This is a genomic window from Arcicella sp. (assembly GCF_964672035.1).
This window is the reverse complement of sequence record NZ_CBABQS010000021.1, coordinates 35,723-60,842: the sequence shown is the minus strand read 5'-3', so window position 1 is coordinate 60,842 and position 25,120 is coordinate 35,723. Positions and strand designations below refer to the sequence as shown.

The 25,120-nt window shown below is 36.6% G+C and carries 24 protein-coding genes; 17 read left to right on the top strand and 7 right to left on the bottom strand.

Annotation, left to right across the window (positions count from 1 at the left end; genetic code table 11):
* The coding region (locus tag AC1W31_RS08360; protein ID WP_481733972.1) for an aldo/keto reductase at positions 1-798 on the top strand (798 nt) is incomplete at its 5' end.
* 117 nt (positions 799-915) lie between these two features.
* The gene (locus tag AC1W31_RS08355) at positions 916-1,692 is read left to right on the top strand and encodes an NIPSNAP family protein (protein ID WP_481733971.1); all 777 of its coding nucleotides are present in this window, start codon (positions 916-918) and stop codon (positions 1,690-1,692) included.
* Between the two features lie 108 nt (positions 1,693-1,800).
* On the opposite strand, the gene AC1W31_RS08350 is transcribed toward AC1W31_RS08355, so the two are convergent.
* Positions 1,801-3,267, bottom strand: a complete 1,467-nt coding sequence (locus AC1W31_RS08350; protein WP_481733970.1) for an amidohydrolase — start codon at positions 3,265-3,267, stop codon at positions 1,801-1,803.
* Between the two features lie 168 nt (positions 3,268-3,435).
* On the opposite strand from AC1W31_RS08350, the gene AC1W31_RS08345 reads away from it, so the two are divergent.
* On the top strand, positions 3,436-5,868 hold the full coding sequence (locus AC1W31_RS08345; RefSeq protein WP_481733969.1) for a DUF5686 and carboxypeptidase-like regulatory domain-containing protein: 2,433 nt from the start codon (positions 3,436-3,438) through the stop codon (positions 5,866-5,868).
* A gap of 49 nt (positions 5,869-5,917) precedes the next feature.
* Positions 5,918-6,508 (top strand): hypothetical protein, encoded by a 591-nt coding sequence (locus AC1W31_RS08340; RefSeq protein ID WP_481733968.1) that lies wholly within the window; start codon positions 5,918-5,920, stop codon positions 6,506-6,508.
* Positions 6,509-6,571: 63 nt separating this feature from the next.
* On the opposite strand, the gene AC1W31_RS08335 is transcribed toward AC1W31_RS08340, so the two are convergent.
* Positions 6,572-7,735: a sigma-54-dependent transcriptional regulator gene (locus tag AC1W31_RS08335; protein ID WP_481733967.1), complete on the bottom strand. Its 1,164-nt coding sequence runs from the start codon at positions 7,733-7,735 to the stop codon at positions 6,572-6,574.
* A 349-nt stretch (positions 7,736-8,084) separates the two neighbouring features.
* Here AC1W31_RS08335 and AC1W31_RS08330 point away from each other — a divergent pair, with 349 nt between their 5' ends.
* From AC1W31_RS08330 to AC1W31_RS08290, 9 genes are all read left to right on the top strand, one after another.
* Entirely contained in the window at positions 8,085-8,510 is a 426-nt protein-coding gene (locus AC1W31_RS08330; RefSeq protein ID WP_481733966.1) for a DM13 domain-containing protein, read from the top strand.
* 71 nt (positions 8,511-8,581) lie between these two features.
* On the top strand, positions 8,582-9,316 hold the full coding sequence (locus tag AC1W31_RS08325; RefSeq protein WP_481733965.1) for a hypothetical protein: 735 nt from the start codon (positions 8,582-8,584) through the stop codon (positions 9,314-9,316).
* Positions 9,317-9,345: 29 nt separating this feature from the next.
* Positions 9,346-9,879, top strand: coding sequence for a YceI family protein (locus AC1W31_RS08320; RefSeq protein ID WP_481733964.1), 534 nt, complete (start codon positions 9,346-9,348; stop codon positions 9,877-9,879).
* A 67-nt stretch (positions 9,880-9,946) separates the two neighbouring features.
* Entirely contained in the window at positions 9,947-10,444 is a 498-nt protein-coding gene (locus AC1W31_RS08315) for a hypothetical protein (protein ID WP_481733963.1), read from the top strand.
* Positions 10,445-10,529: 85 nt separating this feature from the next.
* Positions 10,530-11,243: an NRDE family protein gene (locus AC1W31_RS08310; protein WP_481733962.1), complete on the top strand. Its 714-nt coding sequence runs from the start codon at positions 10,530-10,532 to the stop codon at positions 11,241-11,243.
* Positions 11,244-11,463: 220 nt separating this feature from the next.
* Positions 11,464-12,981, top strand: a complete 1,518-nt coding sequence (gene atpD / locus AC1W31_RS08305) for a F0F1 ATP synthase subunit beta (protein WP_481733961.1) — start codon at positions 11,464-11,466, stop codon at positions 12,979-12,981.
* Positions 12,982-13,107: 126 nt separating this feature from the next.
* On the top strand, positions 13,108-13,338 hold the full coding sequence (atpC, locus tag AC1W31_RS08300; RefSeq protein ID WP_481733960.1) for an ATP synthase F1 subunit epsilon: 231 nt from the start codon (positions 13,108-13,110) through the stop codon (positions 13,336-13,338).
* A gap of 132 nt (positions 13,339-13,470) precedes the next feature.
* Entirely contained in the window at positions 13,471-14,685 is a 1,215-nt protein-coding gene (mraY, locus tag AC1W31_RS08295; RefSeq protein WP_481733959.1) for a phospho-N-acetylmuramoyl-pentapeptide-transferase, read from the top strand.
* A gap of 239 nt (positions 14,686-14,924) precedes the next feature.
* Positions 14,925-15,524 carry a hypothetical protein gene (locus AC1W31_RS08290; protein WP_481733958.1) on the top strand — a complete coding sequence of 200 codons (600 nt, stop codon included), beginning with the start codon at positions 14,925-14,927 and terminating at the stop codon, positions 15,522-15,524.
* A gap of 189 nt (positions 15,525-15,713) precedes the next feature.
* Here AC1W31_RS08290 and AC1W31_RS08285 read toward each other — a convergent pair whose 3' ends face one another.
* Both AC1W31_RS08285 and AC1W31_RS08280 read right to left on the bottom strand, forming a co-directional pair.
* A complete protein-coding gene (locus tag AC1W31_RS08285; RefSeq protein WP_481733957.1) occupies positions 15,714-16,052 on the bottom strand; it encodes a DUF2853 family protein in 339 nt (112 codons plus the stop codon).
* 208 nt (positions 16,053-16,260) lie between these two features.
* Complete coding sequence (locus AC1W31_RS08280) at positions 16,261-16,752, bottom strand: SPOR domain-containing protein (RefSeq protein ID WP_481733956.1); 492 nt, start codon at positions 16,750-16,752, stop codon at positions 16,261-16,263.
* Positions 16,753-16,921: 169 nt separating this feature from the next.
* On the opposite strand from AC1W31_RS08280, the gene AC1W31_RS08275 reads away from it, so the two are divergent.
* Positions 16,922-17,173 carry a DUF4834 family protein gene (locus tag AC1W31_RS08275; RefSeq protein WP_481733955.1) on the top strand — a complete coding sequence of 84 codons (252 nt, stop codon included), beginning with the start codon at positions 16,922-16,924 and terminating at the stop codon, positions 17,171-17,173.
* A gap of 84 nt (positions 17,174-17,257) precedes the next feature.
* On the opposite strand, the gene AC1W31_RS08270 is transcribed toward AC1W31_RS08275, so the two are convergent.
* On the bottom strand, positions 17,258-19,180 hold the full coding sequence (locus AC1W31_RS08270) for a vWA domain-containing protein (RefSeq protein WP_481733954.1): 1,923 nt from the start codon (positions 19,178-19,180) through the stop codon (positions 17,258-17,260).
* 214 nt (positions 19,181-19,394) lie between these two features.
* On the opposite strand from AC1W31_RS08270, the gene AC1W31_RS08265 reads away from it, so the two are divergent.
* From AC1W31_RS08265 to AC1W31_RS08255, 3 genes are all read left to right on the top strand, one after another.
* A complete protein-coding gene (locus AC1W31_RS08265) occupies positions 19,395-19,985 on the top strand; it encodes an RNA polymerase sigma factor (RefSeq protein WP_481733953.1) in 591 nt (196 codons plus the stop codon).
* 5 nt (positions 19,986-19,990) lie between these two features.
* Positions 19,991-21,280, top strand: coding sequence for a TonB family protein (locus tag AC1W31_RS08260; protein WP_481733952.1), 1,290 nt, complete (start codon positions 19,991-19,993; stop codon positions 21,278-21,280).
* 290 nt (positions 21,281-21,570) lie between these two features.
* Complete coding sequence (locus tag AC1W31_RS08255) at positions 21,571-23,178, top strand: M28 family peptidase (protein WP_481733951.1); 1,608 nt, start codon at positions 21,571-21,573, stop codon at positions 23,176-23,178.
* 183 nt (positions 23,179-23,361) lie between these two features.
* On the opposite strand, the gene purN is transcribed toward AC1W31_RS08255, so the two are convergent.
* Positions 23,362-23,931: a phosphoribosylglycinamide formyltransferase gene (gene purN / locus AC1W31_RS08250; RefSeq protein ID WP_481733950.1), complete on the bottom strand. Its 570-nt coding sequence runs from the start codon at positions 23,929-23,931 to the stop codon at positions 23,362-23,364.
* A 13-nt stretch (positions 23,932-23,944) separates the two neighbouring features.
* Positions 23,945-24,832: a geranylgeranylglycerol-phosphate geranylgeranyltransferase gene (locus AC1W31_RS08245; RefSeq protein WP_481733949.1), complete on the bottom strand. Its 888-nt coding sequence runs from the start codon at positions 24,830-24,832 to the stop codon at positions 23,945-23,947.
* Positions 24,833-25,120: the final 288 nt, after the last annotated feature.

Below are 25,120 nucleotides of genomic sequence, written 5' to 3'. Positions count from 1 at the left end.
TTGAGTAAAGTTTTGAAAGATAGACGAAATGAAGTCGTTTTAGCCACAAAATTCGGTATCGTTCGTGACCCCAATGACCCTACCAAAAGAGGATTTAGTGGCAAGCCCGAATACTGCCAAAAATCGTGTGAGGATAGTTTGAAACGCTTGGGCATTGATACCATCGACCTGTATTATCTCCACCGAATCGACCCAAATACGCACATTGAAGAAACGGTTGGAGCGATGGCAGATTTAATAAAACAGGGCAAAGTACGTTATTTGGGGCTTTCAGAAGCATCGGCTCAAACGCTCAGACGAGCAAATGCAGTTCATCCAATCTCAGCTTTGCAGACGGAATATTCGTTATGGTCACGGGATGTAGAGGAGGAAATTATTCCAACTTGCCGTGAATTAGGTATTGGTTTTGTGCCTTATAGTCCATTGAGTAGAGGTTTTCTTTCGGGAGAAATTAAGTCAATGGATGATTTTGCGCCCAATGATTTTCGTAGAATTTCGCCCCGTTTTCAGGGCGATAATTTTCAGAAAAATTTAGATTTGGTGGATAAAATTAAAGAATTAGCGAACGAAAAAAACTGTACGCCTTCGCAATTGGCATTGGCTTGGGTATTGGCACAGGGCAATGATATGTTTCCGATTCCAGGTACAAAAAGAGTGAAATATTTAGAAAAAAATGCGGCTGCTTCTGATGTAAAACTTACAGCAGAAGATTTAGCAATCATCGAAAAAATATCCCCAAAAGGTATTGCTTCGGGTGAGCGTTATGGCGAGATGGGAATGAAGTTTGTGAATTTGTAACAATAATTAACAAAAGAGTAAAATAGAAGAGGCATGGTCTTTAACAATCATGCTTCTTTTACGGTTTGTACAAGAAAGAATTAGATATGAATATTTTCATTAATTAAACAAAAAACGATGTTAAAACGCATTATAACCCTCAGTATTTTTCTATTGGCAACGATGTTTGCCATCACTACATTTGCCAAAAGCAAGCCTCAATACTACGAAACCAGAGTGTATAGTTTCAAGACTGCTGCACAGAAAACCGTTGTGGAAGATTATTTCAAAAATGCCGCCATTGCTGCTTATAATCGTGCAGGAATTGCTTCTGTAGGGGTTTTTGATGAAGCCGACCAAAAAGATGGTTTAAAACTTTACGTTCTGATTCCGTATAAATCGTTGGAAGAATTTAGTAAAATTGGTGCTAAATTATCGGCGGATGCAGTTTATCAACAAGCAGCAAAACCCTATTTGGATACCGACCACACAACGCCCGCTTATGAACGATTTGAAAGTTCACTATCGGTTGCATTTAAAGATTGGACAACCTTGAAAGTGCCAACTACGACTGCCCCAAAATCGGAAAGAGTGTATGAATATCGTTTATACGAAAGTCACAGTGAAGCAAAAGGAAACAAGAAAGTTGATATGTTTAATGAAGGGGGAGAAATCAATATTTTCGTAAGATTGGGCTTCAATCCAGTTTTTTATGCTCAGACAATTATGGGAGGGAAACAGCCTAATTTGGTGTATATGACTACTTTTGATAATAAAAAATCAAGAGATGAACATTGGAAAGCGTTCGGTGCAGATTCAGAATGGAACCGCATTAAAGCCCTTCCAGAATACGATCACGCCATGACAAAAGCCGAAATCCACTTTTTAACTCCATTGGAATATTCGCAGATATAAAAAATAGACCACGGATTTTACTGATGAAACGGATTTACACAGATTTTTTAAAATTTAATCCGTGTGAATCTTATAAATCCTTAAAATCCGTGGTCTAACATTTCTGACCTACTTACGATAATCTAACGCAGGTTTTCTATCGCCCAAAAGAGCTTCATATTTAAAATTAGCTCCACGTTTTTGTAGCCATTCTGCTTTTGCTTTTTCGATAAGTGCGGCATCTTTATACAAATCAAACGCCGTGCAAGCCAACGTTTTAGCGGCAACAATCATTCCTTTTTGCCCAATCGTCATACCACTTGCCGCCGTTGATTGCCAGCTATGTGCCGCCGAACCCGAAACCCAAGTGGCCGTTTGTAAACCCACCGTTGGCACTGTCCAACTCACATCACCTACATCCGTTGAGCCGCCACTGGTAGCACTTTCCGAACCGTCTCTAAAATCTTTTACCTTTGCCGCATTTTCTACGGGTTGCTTTTGGTCACCTAACGTTTCAGCGATTTTTTCGGCAAATTTTTTCTCTTCTTCGGTATAAGTTACACCACCCACCATCGCCAAATTATTGTGCATTGTTTCAGCCAAGGTAAAATTTGGTAGAAGATTGAACACACCGCCCAAAACTTCCCATTCCACTTTTGTTCCCGTTCCCATAGCCGCACCTTGAGCTGCATTTTCAATGCGTTTCCAGATGCTTTGCACAATATCACGGTCTTTATGACGAGCGTAATAATACACCTCAGCGTAAGCAGGAACTACATTTGGTGCATCTCCACCTTTCGTAATTACGTAATGAATACGAGTATCTTGCGGAATGTGTTCACGCATCATGTTCACCATCATATCCATTGCTTCCACACCATCCAAAGCTGAACGACCTCTTTCGGGCGATGCCGCAGCGTGGGCTGCAATGCCTTTAAAACGAAATTTGGCGTTTTTATTGGCCAAAGAAGTTCCCGCATCAGCTGAATTTTGAGAACCTGGATGCCAATGCAAAACTACATCTACATCATTAAAAAGTCCTTCACGAACCATGTAGACTTTACCCGAACCTCCTTCTTCCGCAGGACAACCATACAGTTTAACCGTTCCTTTTTGTCCCGACTTTTGTAGCCAATTTTTTACTTCAATGGCCGCCGCAACCGATGCTGTGCCGAATAAATTATGTCCACAACCGTGTCCACCTTTTTGGTTTGGAATCGGTTTTATTTCTGGAACAGATTCTTGTGCTAAGCCTGGAAGAGCATCATATTCGGCTAAAATAGCAATGGTTGGTTTGCCTTCGCCAAAAGTTGCTAAGAAAGCCGTTGGAATTCCTGCAATGCCCGCTTGAACGTTAAAGCCTTCTTTTTTGAGTAATTCTTGTAATAAAATGGACGATTTTTCTTCCATGTAACCCAATTCGGCATAATTCCAGATTTGCTTTGAAATACCTGCGTATTCATCAAAACGTTTGTCGATGTTGGAGATAATGGTTTGTTTATCAGTATTTTGTGGAGGAATTGTAACGATTTTCTTTTTCTGTGAAAATGCTGTGAGGGTTGATAGTGTGAGGATAATGATTAGGGATTTTTTCATTTATTTGTTGATTGGTTGATGAATGGAATTAATGTCTGCACAACAAAATTACTTTTTCTAATGAGAAAACAAAAGTAATCCCTTCAATAGGTCAGCCAACCGACATTCAAATTTATCCAATCATCTAATTTTGCATACGCAAACCCGTATGTTTTACGGCTCAGTTCCATGAAACAATTTATACTTCTCTTTATACTTTCCAATATTTCAATCGGAATACAGTCACAGGTAATCTCTGGGCAAGTCTTTGATGCCCGTACCAAAGAACCTTTGCCTTTTGTGTCAATTTCCATCAAAAATACTACAAAGGGAATTTTATCAAACGAAGATGGCAGTTTTACTATTTCGGTAAATAATAAAGATACTGAATTGATTTTCAGCTCAGTAGGTTATTTCCCAAAGGTAATAAAAGCCTCAAAAGTGAATATTATTTATTTGGATGAAAAGGAAAATCAGCTCACGGGCGTAACGGTACATTACATCAATCCTGCCCACCGAATTATTGATGCCGCCATTAAAAATAAACCTTTCAATGACCCAGAAAATTATCCTTCCTTCAAATACGAAGTCTATCACAAAAGCATCGTAACGGCGGATATTGATTCACAGAATCCAAATAAAAAACTCAGCAAAATCCTTCAAAATAGTGATTTATTCGTCAATGAAAGTTATGCGACTCGACAATTTGTTCGCCCCAATCTAAGTAAAGAAATCGTTATGGCTTCTCGAACCTCAGGCACAAAAAGTACACTATTCACCAGTTTAACGCCACTTTTACAACAATTTGGTTTTTATCGTGATTTCATTCAATTTCAAGGCAGGCAATTAAGCGACCAACTGATTTTCGTAAATCCACTCGCCAAAGGAGCAACCAATCGGTATCAATTTGATTTAGTTGATACACTCATCACTGAAATTGGCGACAGCACTTTTGTCATAGATTTTACTCCGCAACAGGGCTCAAATTTTGAAGGATTGAAAGGAATTTTACATATCCATTCGGGAGATTTTGCCTTGCAATATGTTGAAGCCCAACCCGCTGAAACAGGTTTATTGAGTTTTAAATTAGAACAGATGTACGAGAGGATAGGAGAGGGAAACAAATGGTTTCCCACAGATTTATCGGCTCAATGGCTATTATCAGAATTTAAAATTGGTGGACAAAGTTTGAGATTTAATATTAGAAGTTCTATCAAAAATATTGAAATAGATGTGCCTATTTTGGCTTCTTATTTTGATGAAAATGTCCTTGAAATCAAAAAAGGTGCTATTTATCAAGATGAAAAATTTTGGGAAAGCCATCGTTCTGATTCACTTTCTGTCAGAGAAAAAAATACGTTTCTATATCATAAATCAAAAACCTTAGCTCAGAAATTTATCCAAAATGCTATGCTCAACGGCTCTGAATGGTTTGTGTCGGGAATGATTCCATTGAATAAAAATTTGGATTTATCTATTCAAAATCTCTTCGATGCAAACGCTTATGAGGGTATTCGGCCAACATTCAATGTTTTGACGAATGAAAATTTCTCAAAATTCATTCGATTAGATGCAAAAGCGGGCTATGGTTTCAGAGACCAAGCCTTTAAATACGAAGGTAGAATCAGAATATCCTTGGATGAAAAGACTAAGATGAAATTGAGTTTATCCTATCGAAGTGATATTTCTGAGCCTGGCAACGTTCAATACTTTATCTGGAATTCGCCCCAAATTCCGTATGAATTAATACGAACTTTCCAGATTGCCAAAGCCGATAGTTTGAAGCAAATTAAGGCGGAACTCAATTTTAGAGCGTTGAAATATGCTACTTTTTCAGTTTCGTTCACGGACGAATTTCGTAAACCCACTTACGCATATACCTATCATAATCCCATGCACGACCCCAGAAGTCCGATGATGAAAGATTTTCATACTTCTGAAATTGGCTTAGGTTTCCGTTATGCTTTTGGTGAACAATTCTCGCAAGTTGGGCGTGGTTCAATTATTACAACACTTCCTTCACCCATTTTTGCCCTGCATCTTGCCCAAGGAGTTTTGTATTTTCCCGAAAGAAAAACCTATTATACCAAACTTAATGTAAGGGTTGAATACACAATAAATACCCCAAATTTTGGACAAACTTTCTTAAACCTTACGGCAGGAAAAACGTGGGGAGAAGTGCCATATCCGTATCTATACAACGGGCGAGGTGGAAAGGCGGAAGGTGGTAATTTAATTTGGGTTGCCAACCATTTCAACACGATGGGTTTATACGAGTTTACCTCCGACCAATACACCAATCTTTTCTTAACCCACAGTTTTGGAAGTCTATTATCCAAACCAAAAACGGAATGGTTTCGTCCAGATATATCTGTTTTTCAAGGAGTGGCGTACGGAAGTTTTACCAATAATAACAATGCACACGTAGGAATTGATTTCAAGACATTAGAAAAAGGCTATTTTGAATCGGGCTTAATGGTGGATAATTTATATCGAAAACGGTTTATGAAATTGTTTTACGTTGGGGCAGGAATTGGCATATTCAGAAGATGGGGTACGAACGAATTGCCCAATAGTCAGGATAATTGGGCGTATCGCTTGGTTTGGAATGTGAGGTTTTGAGGGTTATTTTTTTTCTCCTATCTTCACAGCATAATCCAAACAAAAGCCCATGAAGCCTTACTTAATCCTACTGTGTGTTTTATTCATCACAAAATCATTTGCCCAAAATGTTACATCGCCCGAAGAACAGGAGGCAATCAAAAAAGTCATTGCTGATGAATCCAATTTTTTCTATGCTCGGAATATAGAAAAATGGATAAATTGTTATCGTCAAACGCCACAAACGTATTGGGCAAAAATCGAAAAAGAAGAAGGATTTCAGAAAGAAGGGTGGGATAATATTATGCCTTTCGTTACTAATTATTTTAAAGAAAATACAAAGGTAATCAAAGCAACTTTCAAACGGGAAAACTATAATTTTAGAAAAGTCAATCCGACGTATATTTGGGTAACTTTCGACCAAAATAAAACGATAAAAGACAAAAAGGAAGCATCAAAAGAAACTCGTATTTTAGAATTAATTAAAGGGGAATGGAAAATTGTAAACGTAACGGGGTTTTACATACCTTCTGAAAAATCAACGAAACCAGAAACAAATATTAACCCAAAAGAAAAAAATAGATCGGAAAGTTCAGAGAAAGAAGGTTCGTTGAATTCGATAAAAGAAAAGAAAGTGAAGGACGTAAAGAAGGCTTTTTAGTGCTGGTGATCAGTTAGAGGAAGTAAATCCTAAAAAATCGAATTCCTGCCCTCTAACTGATAATTATATGACTGGCGTTGCAAACAATTTTACATCTTCAAGCGTGATGACATCATTACACATGATCACCAGACGTTCAACTACGTTGCGTAATTCACGAACATTCCCGGTCCACGGCAAAACCTGTAAATATTTCATTGCATCGGGTTCAACTTCTTTAGAAGCCTGACCGTATTCGTCAGCCACATCGCCCAAGAATTTTTCGACTAATAACGGCACATCATCTGGACGTTGAGCCAGGGCTGGTACGTGAATTGGAATTACATTCAATCGATGAAACAAATCTTCTCTGAAACGCCCTTCGGCAATTTCTAAGGGTAAATTTTTATTCGTTGCGGCAAAAACCCGTACATTAATCTTGATTTCTTTTTCGCCCCCTACTCTCGTGATTTTACTTTCCTGCAAAGCTCTCAAAACTTTTGCTTGTGCTGAAAGCGACATATCACCAATTTCATCTAAGAACAGTGTTCCTCCATCGGCTTGTTCAAATTTTCCGATTCGTTGTTTTATAGCAGAAGTAAAGGCTCCTTTTTCGTGTCCAAAAAGTTCAGATTCAATCAATTCAGAAGGAATTGCGGCACAGTTTACTTCAATCAAAGGCATATGAGAACGCCCACTTCTTTCGTGTAAACGCTTGGCTACCATCTCTTTACCTGAACCGTTTGGTCCCGTGATGAGTACCCGTGCTTCCGTAGGTCCAACTCTATCAGAAGTATCTTTCACTCGTTTGATAGCATCAGATTCTCCAACGATTTCATTGAGTTTATACACTCTTTTCTTCAACACTTTCGTTTCCACAATCATCTTTCCACGTTCCAAAGCGTTGCGGACAGTCACAAGCAAGCGGTTCAAATCGGGGGGTTTCGAGATAAAATCGAAGGCTCCACGTTTGGTTGCTTCCACGGCCGTTTCTACATTTCCGAAAGCTGAAATCATAATGAATTGAACACCTTTTCCCATTTCAGTGGCCTTTTGCAATAAATCTAAGCCCTCAATTTTAGGCATACGAATATCACAAAGTACTACGTCATAGTCATTCTTGGTTATTAATTCCAATCCTTGTTCGCCATCACTGGCCTCTTCGATTGCATAGCCTTCATATTCAAGGATGTCTCTCAACGCTCCACGAATCGCTTTTTCATCGTCAATAATTAATAATTTTGCCATAGGGCGATGGGTATAAATTGTGGCAGTAAATCGTTAGAAAGTTATTTATTTAATAGTGTGTTTTTACAAGTATTCGTCAAAAATACGTGATTTTCGTCTTTTTATTAAATTTTATTTGAATAAATGACGTTTAAATGTTTTAATTTGACTTAAACTTACCACTTTTCTTATCGGAAATGCATTATATACGTAATAATGGTAGTTCAGTTGTGTGATTCGCACCAAAATTATTTCTATAAAATTCCAAAAAATTAAAATTCTGGACAAAATTTCTCTTAAAGGTCGTGTAGCCGACAAAGTATTTCACGCAACCTTCTCAATTTTGTCGTACAAACATTCGACTAATACTATGAAATTATTTTTAGTAATTTTGTCCGTTTCCTTATTAACTTGGTCTTGCGTGAAGAATGAGACATTAACTCCCGTTACTCAAACACTCCCCACGGCTGTGCAAATGGGAATACAAGAATCAATAGGAATTTTTTCATCGGGAGTTCATCCAACTTCTGGTACAGTGAGAGTAGTAGCTGATAAAACAGATGCGAAGAAAAAATATCTTTCTTTTGAAAATTTTAAATCCGACGAAGGTCCAGATTTATATATTTATTTAGCTGAAGATAAAACGGCAAAAGGGTTTACATCGGTTGTGAAATTAAATAAAAGTGGCACTTTCGTGGTTGACATTCCTGAGGGAACAGATTTAACCAAGCAAAAATATGTGTTGATTTGGTGTAAACAGTTTTCTGTTTTATTTGGCAGTGCAAAATTAGAATAATTTAACTTTTAGTAAATTATTCATGCCAAAAGTTTTATGTATAATAATCTAAAAATCAATAATTTATCATAATGAAAAACATTTTTCTGTACTTATTTTTAAGTGTAATCACTTTCAATATTTCGGCTCAAGGGCTTGATAAAACCTATAAAACTTTTGATTTTGCCGTCGGGGCAAGTGGCAATGGTTTTTCTCCAGCATTATCTTTTACCCAATCGTGGGGTTTAGGAAAATCTAATCGTTTCAAGGTTGGCTATGTTGTTAGAATTACTTCATATTTTGGGGGTGCCACAGATTTTAGAACCGCTCCAGCAAAATTTACCTCGGGAACTTCGAGTTTTTCGGCCTTATTTTCAGATGATATTGTTGCTAATATTGATACTTTTAGGGTGAAATCTGTTCAGACAAATGCTTTAAATATTGGGATAATGTTACAATATGCCCTTTCTCAAAAACTGGAAGTCGGTTTTAATATAGATGCTACTGGTAAGACTTGGGGAGGCTCCGTTTCGGGGGATTTAATTTCTACCAAAAACAAGCGTAAATTTCAAGATGGTTCAACTTCTTCTCCTTCAAATCCTGAGACTTATAATTTTTTATTGGTCAGTGATTCGGATATAGGGAGCTTAAACTCAGAGGTTTATGGACGTTATTGGTTGTCGAATAAAATCGGGATTAGAGCGGGTGTAAGTTTTCAATTTGTAGAATTAACGACTGAAAAGAAAGTAGAAATAAATGGTCGACTAAACGATACATGGCGACATAAAAGTTTAATGCCAATGGTGGCAGTTTCTTACAAATTTTGAAATTGTACTTCATCAATAAGCAATCAAAAATGAAAAAAATCTTAATTTTTGCACTTTTCGTAAGTCTGGCAAACACGATATTTGCCCAAAATTGGAAACCTGTAACAGCGGGCGTTTCCTTCAAAATGAAAATGTTAGGAACATCTGTTACGGGTAATTTTAAGGGGTTTTCGGGAATATTAAAATTTGACCCCAACGATTTGGCAAATTCAAGTTTAGTGGGTTCGGTTGATGCCAGTACGATTGATACGGATAATAGTCTCAGAAATAGGCATTTAAAAGAAAAAGAAGATTTTTTTAACGTGGCAAAATATCCTAAATTGAAAATGAAAACTACCAAAATTGAAAAAGATGGTAATAATTATGTGGGATATTTTGACTTAACGATAAAGGAAATAACCAAGAATGCGAAAATTCCATTCATCTTTAAACAAGAAGGCGACAAAGCCACTTTTCAAGGAAGTACCGTTATTAATCGCCGTGATTGGGCAGTAGGAGGAGGGACTTTTGGAATGGGCGATAATGTAACCTTTACGATTACCGTCAACGCTGTAAAAGAATAGTTTACCTGATCACTCTGCTCTTTGTATTGCAAAAATCGAAAACCGAATCACGAAAATTGACACAATTATGCTTCAAAAGACAAATATTGAAATTATAGACCAACTCATTGATTTACTGAATGATATAGATACGCAGGTTTATAAAGATGCGCTTCAACCCTTACACTTTAGTACGGTTGGGCAACACGTTAGACATATCACAGAATTTTATTTATGTGCTTTAAGAGGCTATGAAAACGGTATCGTCGATTATGATGCTCGTGAAAGAAATATTTTGATTGAGATTGATAAAGATTTCACGGTTGAAACCTTAGAAAAGGTAAAAGATCAATTACAAGCCTTAAATTCTGACCGTAATTTGACATTAAAAAGTAAATTTGGCGGGGATGAAACGATGAATATTCCCAGTAGTTTCTTTCGTGAATTGACCTATTTAATTGAACATACTATTCACCATTTAGCCATTATCAAAATTGGATTAAACGAAGTTTATCCTGAAATTGAAATTCCCAAAAACTTCGGAGTCGCTCATTCGACCATCAGGTATCAAGAATTAGGTAATTAGGTAATTTGAGATTAGTTAAAATAATAACCAATCCGCAATTATCTAATCCCTAATTACGAATCCCTAATCCCTAATTACTAAACAAATGTGCGTCCTTACATTCCTTCCTTCCGCTAATTCAGGCTATATTTTAACCAATAATAGAGACGAAGCCCTCGCCCGACCAAAAGCCATTCCCCCAAAAAAATACATCATTAACGGCAAGCAAGTATTCTTCCCAAAAGATGCCCAAGCGGGTGGAACTTGGATGGCAACTTCCGATGATTTTACGGTTTGTTTATTAAACGGAGCCTTTGAAAATCATGTCCACCAACCACCGTATCGTCAAAGCAGAGGGCAAGTTATTTTAGATTTTTTCAAGTTCGATACCGTTGATGATTTTGTTTCAAATTACTCTTTTGAAAATATTCAAAACTTTACGTTAATAATTGTTCATCATAAGAATAACCTTCAACTCTGTGAATTTAGATGGGACGGTACGCAGCTTCACTATGCTTCCAAAAATCCCGAAGAAGCCCATATTTGGTCTTCGGCGACACTCTATTCTCAAGAAATCAGAACCGAAAGAGAACATTGGTTTACTGATTTTAGAGAACAAAATCCCAATTTCACTCGTAAACAAGTAGTAGATTTCCACTTACACGGAGGCACAGGCGACAAACACAACGACATGCAAATGAATCGTGATGGAAAATTGATTACGCAGTGCATTTTTCAAGTAGTAAAACAGAATCATTATTTGTCATTTTCTTTTCATGATTTGTTGTCGGAGCAGGAGCTGTTGTATCGGGTTTTGTAAAACATAACTTAGACCAATCCAACAAAACGACCTATTTTTAGCAAATTTTATGATAAAAATCCAAAAACAGCATTGTTAATCTGAAATTTACCAAGTAATTTTGCACCCTAAATATGAACCGAATCTCCTGATTCGGTTTTGTGAAAAGTAATTCTCAGGGAAAACCTTTTGCAAATCACTATTTTAGGATTAATTCAGAAAAACAAAATCACAATACAAAATGGCAAATGCAGTCAATAAAGGTAAAGTTACGCAAGTAATCGGACCGGTTGTGGACGTAAGTTTTGAGGGCAAAGACTCTCATCTTCCCGCAATTTTGAATGCCTTGGAGGTTACAAAAGCCAACGGCACGTTAGTAGTTCTTGAAGTACAACAACATTTAGGTGAAGACCGAGTGAGAACCATTGCGATGGAAGGAACGGAAGGACTTCAAAGAGGTCAGGAAGTGATTGATAGAGGGCAACCAATGTCAATGCCATCTGGTGATAGCATCAAAGGTCGTCTTTTCAACGTAGTTGGTGAGGCAATCGATGGTATTCCTCAGCCTAAATCTTTGAAAGCTTTACCAATTCACCGTCTTGCTCCAAAGTATGACGAATTGGCTACTTCAACGGAAGTGCTTTTCACAGGTATCAAAGTAATTGACTTGCTTGCTCCTTATGTAAAAGGTGGTAAAATCGGTTTGTTCGGTGGTGCTGGTGTTGGTAAAACCGTACTTATCATGGAACTTATCAACAACATTGCAAAGGCTTACGAAGGTCTTTCGGTGTTTGCTGGTGTGGGCGAACGTACTCGTGAAGGTAACGATTTGTTGCGTGAAATGATTGAATCAAACGTAATTCGTTACGGTGAAGATTTCAAACACGCTATGGAAAATGGTGAGTGGGATTTGAGCAAAGTTGATGAAACTGCCCTTTTAGGTTCGCAAGCTACTTTAGTGTTTGGTCAAATGAATGAGCCTCCTGGAGCTCGTGCAAGAGTTGCCCTTTCTGGTTTGACGGTTGCCGAATATTTCCGTGATGCAGAAGGTGAAGATCAAGGACGTGATATTCTATTCTTTATTGATAATATCTTCCGTTTCACTCAGGCTGGTTCTGAGGTATCTGCCCTTTTGGGTCGTATGCCATCAGCCGTAGGTTACCAACCAACCTTGGCAACTGAAATGGGAGCGATGCAAGAGCGTATTACTTCAACAAAAAGAGGTTCAATTACATCGGTACAAGCAGTTTATGTACCTGCCGATGATTTAACTGACCCTGCTCCTGCAACAACATTTACCCACTTAGATGCTACTACGGTATTATCTCGTAAAATTGCTGAATTAGGAATTTATCCAGCCGTAGATCCATTGGATTCAACGTCTCGTATTCTTTCTGCGGACATTTTGGGTGATGTTCATTATAATACAGCTCAACGTGTTAAGGAGATTTTACAACGTTATAAAGAATTACAAGATATTATTGCCATCTTAGGTTTGGATGAACTTTCAGAAGACGATAAATTGGCAGTATCTCGTGCAAGACGTGTACAACGTTTCTTATCACAACCATTCTTTGTGGCAGAACAGTTTACAGGTTTGAAAGGCGTATTAGTACCTATCGAAGATACAATCAAAGGTTTCAACGAAATCATTGATGGAAAATATGACCATTTGCCAGAAGCAGCTTTCAACTTAGTCGGTAACATCGAAGATGCAATGGCGAAAGGGGAAAAATTAATCGCAGAAGCAGGAAAATAAATTGATTGTAGATTTCGGATTTTCGAGTGCGGATTTAAAAAATCTTAGTCGAAAATCTGAAATCTAAATAATTGGGTTAGGTGTTGGGATTTTAAAAATCCGAAATCCGAAATCCGAAATCCGAAAATGAATTTAGAAATCATCACTCCCGATAAAAAAGTGTTCTCTGGTGAAGTAGAAGTAGTTACTTTGCCTGGTACCGACGGTTCTTTCCAAGTATTGAAAGACCATGCTGCCCTTGTTTCAACTTTGGGAAAAGGCATTTTGAAGGCTGATAAGCAAGAATTTACCATTGATGGTGGCGTTGTTGAAGTTTTAAACAACAAAGTTCTTGTGTTGGCAGAAGCAGTATTATAGCTTGCTCTTACAAGCTATTTAAAAAGCACAGACTCTTTCGAGTTTGTGCTTTTTGTTTTTCATAATATTAAAGTTATTTTGTCTGAATACAAATTCCTAACTTTGTCCAATCATTAATCTATCCGCAAAAATATGCTTTACTATTTATTTGATTACTTGTACAAACACTTCGATTTTCCCGGTGCTGGGCTTTTTCAATATATCACATTTAGGGCTTTTGCCGCTACCGTAACTTCTTTAGGAATTGCGGCTATTTGGGGAAAAAAAGTAATTAACCTTCTTAGAAAATTACAAATTGGCGAAGACATTCGTGACTTGGGTTTGGCGGGTCAAATGCAAAAGAAAGGTACGCCAACAATGGGAGGATTTATCATTCTTTTGTCATTACTTGTACCTACACTATTGTTTGCCAAACTTCATAATATTTACATTATTCTTTTACTCGTAACTGCCGTTTGGTTAGGTGCAGTAGGTTTTTTAGATGATTATATCAAAGTTTTTAGAAAGAATAAAGATGGACTTTCGGGTAAATTTAAGATTGTTGGGCAAATTGGTTTAGGCTTGATTGTGGGCTTAACGATGTGGTTTAATGACGATATAAAAGTGCGGTTTTATGAGAAAGCCAAGATTGCCACTAATATTGGAGAAGTACAAAAATTTACCGATTCAAAAGCCTTAATTTCAACGCTTCCATTTCTTAAAAATAATCAATTTGATTATAGTTACCTAATTCCAGATTTTTTGGGACTTGACGAATTTACATGGATAGTTTATGTAATTGCGGTTATTTTTATCATCACCGCAGTTTCCAACGGGGCAAATATTACGGACGGAATTGATGGTTTAGCAGCGGGAACTTCCGTAATTATCGGAATTGGTTTGGCCGTTTTGGCGTATGTGTCAGGGAATAAAGTTTTCTCACAATATCTTAACGTAATGTTTATTCCTGATTCGGGCGAGCTGGCAGTCTTTTGTGCGGCCTTCGTGGGGGCTTGTGTTGGCTTTTTGTGGTACAATTCTTATCCTGCACAGGTGTTTATGGGAGATACAGGTAGTTTGATGCTTGGTGGAGTGATTGCAACGCTTGCCATCGTGATACGTAAAGAATTAATGATACCTGTTTTATGTGGGATATTTTTAGTTGAACTTTTGTCCGTAATTACGCAAGTCAGTTATTTTAAATATACCAAGAAAAAATTTGGCGAAGGTCGAAGGATATTTCTGATGTCGCCTTTGCATCATCATTTTCAGAAGAAAGGTTACCACGAAGCCAAAATTGTGGCTCGCTTTTGGATTATTGGCATTTTGTTAGTGGTCGCAACTTTGGTTACTTTGAAATTACGGTAAGAAAAATTTTAGTATAGAGAAATCATTTGAAAGAGGTTCAGTTTGGAGAAATTCAGGCTGGACCTTTTTTTATCTAAATCAAGATTTTTAGGGGTGTTTGATTGCTCTGTTTTTCTTCAGGAAAGGTTTTTTATACAAAATTTTTAAATTTTTTTTTAAAAAACCACTAAATTTTTGGCATGGATATTGTTTTGATTTAGGCAACGTTAAGAGTAGAATTTTAAAAACAGTAACCAACCATGAAGAACATTAAAACATTAATTACCACAGGCTTAGTATTAGCTTCAGTAACATTTGCGACTGCTTCTAATTTTTTCAATACGCTTCGTAACGTAGAAACCAGTGATACTAAAAATGGTATTATTGCTCCTGCGAACCGACCATCTGCTAATCACTTAGAAAAAAACACAAATGCCAAGTTTATGGCAAAGCAATTGTCAAAATCTGTTTTTGCTAACGCAATCTTAGGCAAAACGTCTGACGTTTTAGAACGTTATGGTTACCATACCTCATCAAATAGCACATTTTTTAGTAATACTGATGTGGTAGTAATGGGTTCTCCAACTGATTCCTTCGCAGTTATGTCGATGTCACGCATTGAAAGAGGGGATGTCGTAAGAGTAAAAGTTGAATCAAATAAAGACTTACAAATATATTTGAACACAGAATCTGGCTTAGGAGTGCCGTTTGAATTGATGAATTTAGGTGAAAACGAGATATTTATTTCGCCTTCTTACACACTTCCAAACGGAAATTATACCATCAGATTGAAAACGAAAACGGAAGAAAGAAAGTTGAAATTGCTTGTTGAACAAAGAGAATTATTAGGTAAGAAATAAGGGGTTGAAAGTTTTTCCTTTGCATTTAATAAAAATATATATTTAGGTTAGGTAATAGTTTACAAAATCGGTGGTCGGGGGGCTGCCGATTCTTGTTGTTAGAGAATAAAAAAATCCATCTTACGGTTGTAGGATGGATTTTTGTTTTGAATTTTACGAAGCAATTAACTAAAATAATAATCAATTTAATTAAGCATAAAAAGATTCTTGACCTAAGTTGATTGTTAAAAGTGCATAGAAAATAGCTCTATACTTATTGCGATTTGATGTACCCATTTGTTCAACAACGCCTTGAATAGCAGTGTCTAATTCGGGGCCATCGGCTAAGCCTAACTTTCCGATAAGAAAATTGTTTTTTACACGGGCAATTTCTTCTGGATCAGAAGAAGAAACTTTTGATGAATCTGCGTTGTAGATTGAAGGTCCTAAACCTTTTGCTACTTTTGTAAGAAGTACTGCATCTATAGAGATGCCTAATTTGCTAAGTTCGCCTTGGTAGGTTTCAATAGCTTCATCGAATTTGCTCATTGTTGTGATTTTGTTTAGGTAAATTGGGAAATAACACTTATTTAAACTTATGAAGATTAATGCGATGTGTTAATATTTTACTTCCGAAATAACAAAATATTGCTTAAACCACCAAATTTTATTATTTGAAATTATTAAGAGGCATATTTTTTAAATGATTTAATTGATAAATATAAAAAAACGTCTTATTTTCCTCTCAAAAAACATTTTACCTATGTTTTACAATAGCATCAAAACCTTTATTTTGTAAACCTGAAGCAATTCTTTGTGCTTCTATTTTAGTAAATCGCCCTGCACTTACGACACTCCTGGTTGATTTTGAGTAACTATAAGCATTACCAAAACCTAAATCTTTTAGCTTCTTGAGTTGTCTATTAGTATTTGAACGCTCTCCAAAAATACCAATTACAACGTCATAATCGCCTACTTGGATTGGAGACTCATTAGTTACTTCCTTTATTGGTTTTTGTTTAGCCACAGGCTCTGGCACTTGAACGGTATCTCCCAGCCATCCATCAGTTGAATCAATTGGTAATGAGGCAGTTAATGTAGTAGAATCTACGGAATTATCCACCAAAAAATTAGGGTCTTTCAAAGGATTACCTTTTTCACGGATAAAAATATTGGCAATCAATATTCCAACACCTAAAAAAATGAAGGAAAATATAACGAATAGCAGGTTTTTAAGCCAGTTTTTCATGAGTTAGGGGGTTTATTCAATGCGAAATTATCATTTCTATTTAAATAACGATACGACCTTTCATAAAAACTTACAAAAAAAGGATATGTCAGAATAAACTAATTCGTAATTTTAACGTTATTTTCTATATTCCCAGAAAAATACTGAAGCATTTTAAAACAGAACAACGATGTTAAAATTCATAATTATACTTGCACTTATTTTCTACATATTGCCCCGATTAATCAAATGGGCATTAAAAGGCTTCATTGTCACTCAGGTCAACAAAGCGCAACAAGATATGCGGAAACAACAAAAAACGTACCAAACTCAACAAAAGCGTGAAGGTCAGATTGATGTTGATTACGTTCCGAAAAAAAATGAAAAAAAATCCGAAAATTTTGGTGGAGGTGAATATGTAGATTATGAAGAAGTGAAGTGATTTTGAATCCAAAATGCACAGTAATCAAAGTTTTTCTGTTTTTGATGAACATTGATTATTGTGCATTTGCTATGATTTAATTAATTATTCTTCCCCTTTTGCCACTTCCCGATTTCCAGTTTTACCCAACAATTTAGCTGTTTTTACCAGCTTCAAAAATTCGGCACGATAGCCCTCAGCATCCTTTCCAAAGGCATTTTTGGCTAAATTTATCACTTGCTCATAATTGCTCGAACCTTTGAAATCTGAATTTCTGAGCAATAATCCAAATTCAGCAACCGCCACTGAGAATCTAAAATTTTCGGAAGTCTTTTCCAAAGCTACGTGGGTGTCTTTCACAACCTCTTCCATTTGTACATTTTTATCGGCATCGGGTTGTTTGTATCTGATTTTTATGGTACATACTTCTGTTGAATTTGGGCCAGTTATGGTATTAGTAGATTGCTGATATTTTAATTTATCGGGCAAAAAAGTACTTTCAACACCCGCAGGAATGATTTCGTAAATGGCCGTTACCGTATGCCCAGAACCCATTTCTCCCGCATCTTTTGCATCATTCTTGAAATCTTCATTTGCCAAAGCTCTGTTTTCATAACCGATTAAATGATACGCTTTTACGTATTTTGGATTGAATTCTAACTGTAATTTTACATCCTTTGCTACCGTGAAAAGTGTTCCGCCAAATTCCTTGACGAACACTTTCTCGGCTTCTAATAAATTATCAATGTAGGCGTAATTTCCGTTTCCTTTATCGGATAAAATTTCCATTTTTGAGTCTTTGTAATTACCCATTCCGAAGCCTAAAACCGAAAGAAAAATACCTGATTTGCGTTTGTTTTCTACTAAAGTTTCTAAATCTCCACTGCTTGAAACGCCCACATTAAAATCTCCATCGGTGGCTAAGATTACCCGATTATTGCCGCCTTTTACGAAATTATCCAAGGCCGTTTTGTACGCTAATTCGATGCCTGCGCCACCCGCAGTTGCGCCACCCGCCGAGAGATTATCCAAAGCATCTTTTATTCTGGTTTTGTCTTTGCCCGAAGTAGGGGGGAGAACTAAGCCCGCCGCACCCGCATATACCACAATTGCCACGTGGTCTTGTTCACGTAATTGGTCGGTGAGGAGTTTAAAAGCAGTTTTTATTAAAGGTAATTTGTTTTGGTCGGACATTGAACCTGATATATCAATTAAGAAAACTAAATTGGAAGCGGGTAAATTTTCCGTTGAAATCGTTTTCGCTTGTAAGCCAATGTGTAAGATTTTCAAGCTTTTATTCCACGGCGAATCTGAAATTTCGGTTTCAATATTAATTGGGTCTTTGCCTTTGGGTTGGGCATAATTATAGTCGAAATAGTTAATCATTTCCTCAATTCTGACCGCATCTTTTGGCGGTAATTGCCCATTTTGCATAATAAAACGACGAATATTTGTGTAGGCTGCTCGGTCCACATCAATTGAAAAAGTAGTTTGAGGGTCTTTATCGGTTGCTTTGAAACCAATTTCTTTTTCAGATTTGTATTCTTCATTATCCGAAATCACTTCGGGAGCCATGCGTGGCGGCATGATAGGAGCGGGCATTGAGTGTGTAGCATAAGCACCACCCACGGTATTTATATTTCCTTTGATTTTTGCATTTTTACTTATCGCAATACCCGATGCCCTCCCTTGTAACATAACATCATTGCCAGAAACAATAACTTCTTCTAATTTTTGAACATCCTCTTTTAACGTGATATTTAAAGTATCTTTCGTACCAATTTTTACATTTCGGGTAACATATCCAATAAAAGAAAACTGCAAAATTGCACCTTTCGTGCTTACTTTGATAGAATATTTACCATTTAAATCTGACGTTGTTGTCTGCGATGTTGCTTTGATTGAAACATTTACACTTGCAATTCCTTGACCAGTTTCATCCGTAATTTTTCCTGTAATAGTTCTCTCTTGAGCGTTTGCTAAAATGCTGATAATGAGTGAAATAAATATGAATATTTTAGTTTTCATGTATTTTATTTTGTTTAGTTTTCACACTTTTTAAATATATGATGCAGTTGTTTTGTGGATTCCATAAAAATTTTGAAAATATATTTTGGAAGATAAAAATAACAGAGGAATACCGTTTCTGTCATCCTGATTCGTTGGGATGACAAAGACATTTGTACGGTTAGGTTTAATGATTTATCTTTCATGAAAATATCCCACTGCTCAAAGGTTATAAATGCTCTTTTTCAAGAAAAAACATAAACCCGAATCTGAAACTGACCTCCTTCGTGAGTATCGTCAGACGGGAGATTTGGCTATTTTGGGAAAATTGTATGAACCGCAGATGGAAATGGTTTTTGCGATTTCGATGAAGTATTTTAAGGATGAAGAAGAGGCAAAAGATACCGTTATGCAGCTTTTTGAAGAATTAATTCCGAAATTACGACAGTATGAAGTAGAAAATTTTAGGGCTTGGTTGGGCATGGTAACTCGTAATTATTGTTTGATGGAATTACGCAAAAAAACGGTTGAAATTTCAAATTTTAACGCCCAAGAAAATGACGAAGATGAAAATTATTCCAACAATTTTATGGAAATTTCCACTTCTGAACATCTTATAGATAGTTTGGACTTAGAACAAAATCTAACAAAATTAGACGATTGTTTAAAGACCTTGAATTTGGAACAAAAGCAATCGGTAGAATTGTTTTTCATGCAAGAAAAAACCTACCAAGAAGTTGCGCAATTAACTGGTTTTGAGATTAATAAAGTGAAAAGCTATTTGCAAAATGGCAAGCGAAATTTGAAAAATTGCATGGAAAAATAAACATATTGAATACGAAAAATAACATATCTCCAGAAACCATAAAAGCCTATCTCGCAGGCACGCTTTCGCACGCCCAAACGCATGCGTTTGAGAAGGCAATGTTGAACGATGCTTTGTTGTCGGATATGGTAGAAGGATATGAATTGTTAAAGGATAAAAAAGCGGATTTAGAAGGTGTAAATAGTTCATTATCAGATAGTTTAAGTAAAAGAATTAATAAAAAAGAAACCGAAATTTATCCTTTATGGAGGCGGGTTCCAGTATATATTCGGGCGGCTTCGGTGCTGTTATTTTTAGGGGTTGGGAGCTATTTATTGATGACTAAAAATGAAGATAAATCGGTAGAAAAATTGGTCTCAATATCTTCAGCGCAAGCGGAAAAAATGGTTGTCGCAAAACCAGTTCCTCCTGTTGAAAATCCAGTTATTGGGCAGGAAAATACTAACGTTGAAATGGATAAAATTGCTTCGGGTGGAGAAAAAATTGCTGCTCAAAAATCCAAGACAAAAGTGGTATTAGATTCTGCTATTTCTTCGGCTGATGTAGTAGCGATGGAGCGTAAAAAAGAGGCAGCAATTGTTGCTATTCCTGAATCATCGGTTGCGTATGAATCCGTTCCTGCACCTGTTCAACAAGCACCCAAAATGGCCGCTCCGTCCGGGGTGATGAAAAGGGAAGATAGACTTTATTCTAAAAGGAAATCCATTGACAGTCAGGAAAATACGAATATTATTAGCGGAATAGTTTTGGATGAAGATAGCAAACAACCCGTGCCAAATGTTTCGTTGTTTTCCAATGAAAAAAGTGTGGGGAAAACCGATGAAAATGGGCAATTCAAATTGGATAATGCTGTGCTGGGAAATAAGCTAAATTTAGTAGCGCCCAACTTTGAAAACACGGAAATTAATATCAATAAAAATGCTTCTGATGAGCTGTTTATCCGTCCAAAAGCGGAATTGATTTTTATAGATTTGAAACGCAATAAAATCTGGAAATATAATCCGTCCGAACATTCTGCCCAGCCAACGATTAGTCCCGATGATTATACAGAATATTTGCAAAAAAATCTTAAAAAACCAAAACAAGCCATTGATAATCAAATTGTTGGAAATGTTACGGTTGAGTTTAACGTCAATAAAGAAGGTGAATTGTCGGACTTTAAAATCTTAAAATCTTTGGGATATGGCTGTGATGAAGAAGCCATCAGAGTCATTAAAGATGGGCCAGTTTGGATGTCAAAAATGAACGAGGGCGAACCCCGAAGACAGCGAGTTCGTCAAGAAGTGAATTTCTAATCATTTTTAACTAATTAAGCGTAAAATTCTGATTAACAGAAGTTTACGCTTAATTTTTTTATACTTACTTATGAGAATTAGTCGGATTACGGATCCGTAAGATGAATAATTTAAGAACTATGCCAGTTTTAGTATTTTGTTCTTGAGCAATAAGTTATTAGGTAAAATGGAAAGATTAATCCTTCATTATTTTCTAAAAAAATCACTGTTTTTTTCTTAATTTCGTAATATCATCCATCAACGCAACGAATTGAAAATCCAAAGAATTTCTATGTACTTGCCCACTTTTTATGAAAAAAATAACAAAAAGCATTCTTCTGCCATTAATTTGTGTTCTCCCGTTTGTCTCATGCCGAACTGTTGCACAATTAACCCCTGATTCATTGGTAAAAACCATCACCGCCGAAGACCTCAAAAAACATCTTACTTACATTGCTTCCGACAGTATGCGGGGACGTGATACAGGTTCGCCCGAACAAAGATTAGCCGCAAAATATATCGCTGATAAATTTGAAAGTTACGGTTTAAAAGGCGTAGTTGGTGAAGATAAATCGCACCTTCAATTAGTAGATTTGGTGAAACGTGGTTGGGGCGATTTTTATCTGAAAGCTAACAACAAAAAATATCAATATCTTACAGATTTTATCTCAAATTCTATCGCCCCAATGCCTAAAGAAGAATCTTTAGAAATGGTTTTTGTAGGCTATGGTATTGAGGATAAGGACTTTGCGGATTATGCTAATGTAGATGTTAAGAATAAAATTGTGATTGCTTTTGAAGGTGAACCGAAATCAGCAAATGGCGAATTTTTGGTAACAGGTACTACGGAAATGTCAAAATGGAGTAAAGGTGATGCTTGGAAAGAAAAGATGAATCTTGCTAAAAGTAAGGGTGCAAAAGGACTTTTATTAATCTCTAAACAATCAATCGAAGATTTTGATAAGAGCGTAAAACAGCGTCAGACCATGATGAAGCGTTTCGGGAATGCACGCTTAGGATTTCGTGAAACTTCCGACCCACAAGGCTCTGACTTTGCGGTTTTAACCATTTCTCCAAGTATGGCGGTTGAAATTTTGAAAACTACTTCTGCTGAGTTTGATGCGGTAAAAGAAAAAATTGCTTCAGCGAAAAAAACCGTCGATAATTCTATTAAAAATCAACCAATTAGCTTAAAAATTGAGCGAACAGTGGAAGGCATCGAAACCTATAATGTCTTGGGATACTTGGAAGGAACGGATAAAAAAGATGAGGTAGTTGTGGTGACTTCACACTACGATCATGTGGGCGTGCAGGATGGAAAAATCTATAACGGAGCGGACGACGATGGTTCGGGAACGGTGTCGGTTTTGGAAGTTGCACAAGCAATCGGAGAAGCGGCAAAAAGTGGACAAAAACCCCGTAGAAGCATTTTATTCATGACGGTAACGGGCGAAGAAAAAGGACTTTTGGGCTCGGAATATTACGTAAAACATCCCGTTTTTCCTTTGGCAAATACGGTTTGCGACATCAATATTGATATGGTTGGACGGACAGATAAAGACCACGAAGGCAAGGGCGATTATATTTATGTAATTGGTTCGGACAAACTTTCTTCGGAACTACATTCGGCTTTGTTGGAGCAAAATAAAAAGTCACCGATTGATTTAGATTTTAGATTCAACGACCCCAACGATCCAAACCGTTTTTACTATCGTTCAGACCATTATAATTTTGCCAAAAACAAAATTCCAGTAGCATTTTTCTTTAATGGTGTTCACGATGATTATCATCAACCAACGGACGATGTGGAGAAAATTGAGTTTGATAAAATGGAAAAACGAGCAAGATTAGTCTTTAATTTGACTTGGGAAATTGCTAATCGTGAGAAGCGTTTAGTAGTGGATTCGGATAAGAAGTAATTGTATTAGAATTGCCAAATCTGAAAGATTTGGCAATTCTTTTTTCTATGTAAGCTATCTTATCTATGTGGTTGCATTCTTTTTTCTATATAAGCTATCTTATCTATGTGATTGCATTCTTTTTTCTATATAACCTATCCTATCTATATGGTTGCATTCTTTTTTCTATGTAACCTATCCTATCTATATGGTTGCAAGAATAGCCCGCTCAATCACTTCTGGAAAGTGTTTATGCTCCAAAACCTGCCCTTTGCGAGCCACATCTTCGGGTGAATCTGTCGCTAATACAGGAAATGAAGCCTGAAAAATTACGCCTCCTTCGTCATAATGTTCATTTACAAAATGGATAGTAATGCCTGATTCCGTTTCTTTATTTTCTACGACCGCTTCATGCACAAAATGTCCGTACATTCCCTTTCCGCCAAATTTTGGGAGAAGTGCTGGGTGAATATTAATAATTCTATTCGGAAAAGCCTCGACTACATTCTTGGGAACGAGCCACAAGAAACCCGCCAAAATCACCCAATCAATCTGATTTTCTTGTAAGATTTTTACCACTTCGCCCGACTTGAACGCTGGACGGTCGAACATAATTAAAGGAATTTGTAATCTTTCGGCACGTTGGATAACGCCCGCTTCGGGATTATTACAGAGGAATAATTTTACGTTAATTTGTTCAGAATCAGCAAAATATTCAACAATTCGCTCGGCATTGGAGCCAGAGCCTGAGGCAAAAATGGCAATGTTTTTCATTTTTCATTATTAATTATACAAATATCATTGTCAAAACCCCCAACAACATAATTCCCTTACAAGCGTCGCTCAAAAAATCAAAGTCTTTGGGTTTGTCGGCGTAAACTAATTTGTAGGTCAAAAAGCCTACGGGCAACATCATTAATAGGAAAATATAGGCTACTCGGTCGTTGGGTAATTGCGTGGCTAAGATGAAAAGGGTGAGAATGAAAGAGGCAATCAATACGTAAACTAACAACTTTGTGCGGGCAATTCCCCAGATGATAGGCAAGGTTCGGCAACCGTGTTTTTCATCGCCTTTCACGTCTTCCATATCCTTAATTATTTCACGAATGAGGGTAATAAAAAACGAAAATATCGCATAAATCCAGACTTCTCGTTGATGTCCTGGGTAATAAACGGCCAGAACTAACAGTGAAAATCCTGTCAAAATAGCCACCATTAAATTTCCCCAAAATGCTAATCTTTTTAATTGATTAGAATATAACCACAAACAAAAAACGGCCGATAGATTCACCAGAGCCACTTTTCGACTTACTAATAAGCCAATTAAAATGCCTAATCCGTTAAAAATTTGATGAATAACTAAAGCCCATCTTCTTTTGATATAACGCCCAATTACTACTCTTTCGGGTTTATTGACCAGGTCAATTTTTATGTCGTAATAATCGTTGATAATATAGCCAGAAGCTGCAATCAGCACGGTAGCAAGGGAGATATAAAATAGCTTTTTTTCGGTAATAATTTCAAGTAAATAATTGAAAGACAAGTTTTTACCGCCAATCAGAAAAAATCTTGTGAAGTATTGCGTGAACACAATAATGGCTAAATTCTGCCAACGAATTAATCGACTGAATCCTTGAAATACTTGGAGATATGTAACTTTGCGGTTTGGTTTCATATTTTTTAGGGTTTAGCGTTTGGCAATAGGATTTTGTGGACGAACGCTAATACCTATTGCTTAACCCCTAACATCAAATTTATCTCTTTTTATCCCCCCAAAAAAGAAATAATCTTATTCTGTGAGACATTTTTAATTTTTCTTTGTTCTATCAATAGTTTGATATTGTCTAAACCATGACTGCGAACCGTCGCACCGTTTGATTTTAGGATTAAACATGATTAAATAAAAATAATCTTCAAATCTCTTAATTTTATGAATCATGGTTCAGATAATATTCTTTTATTC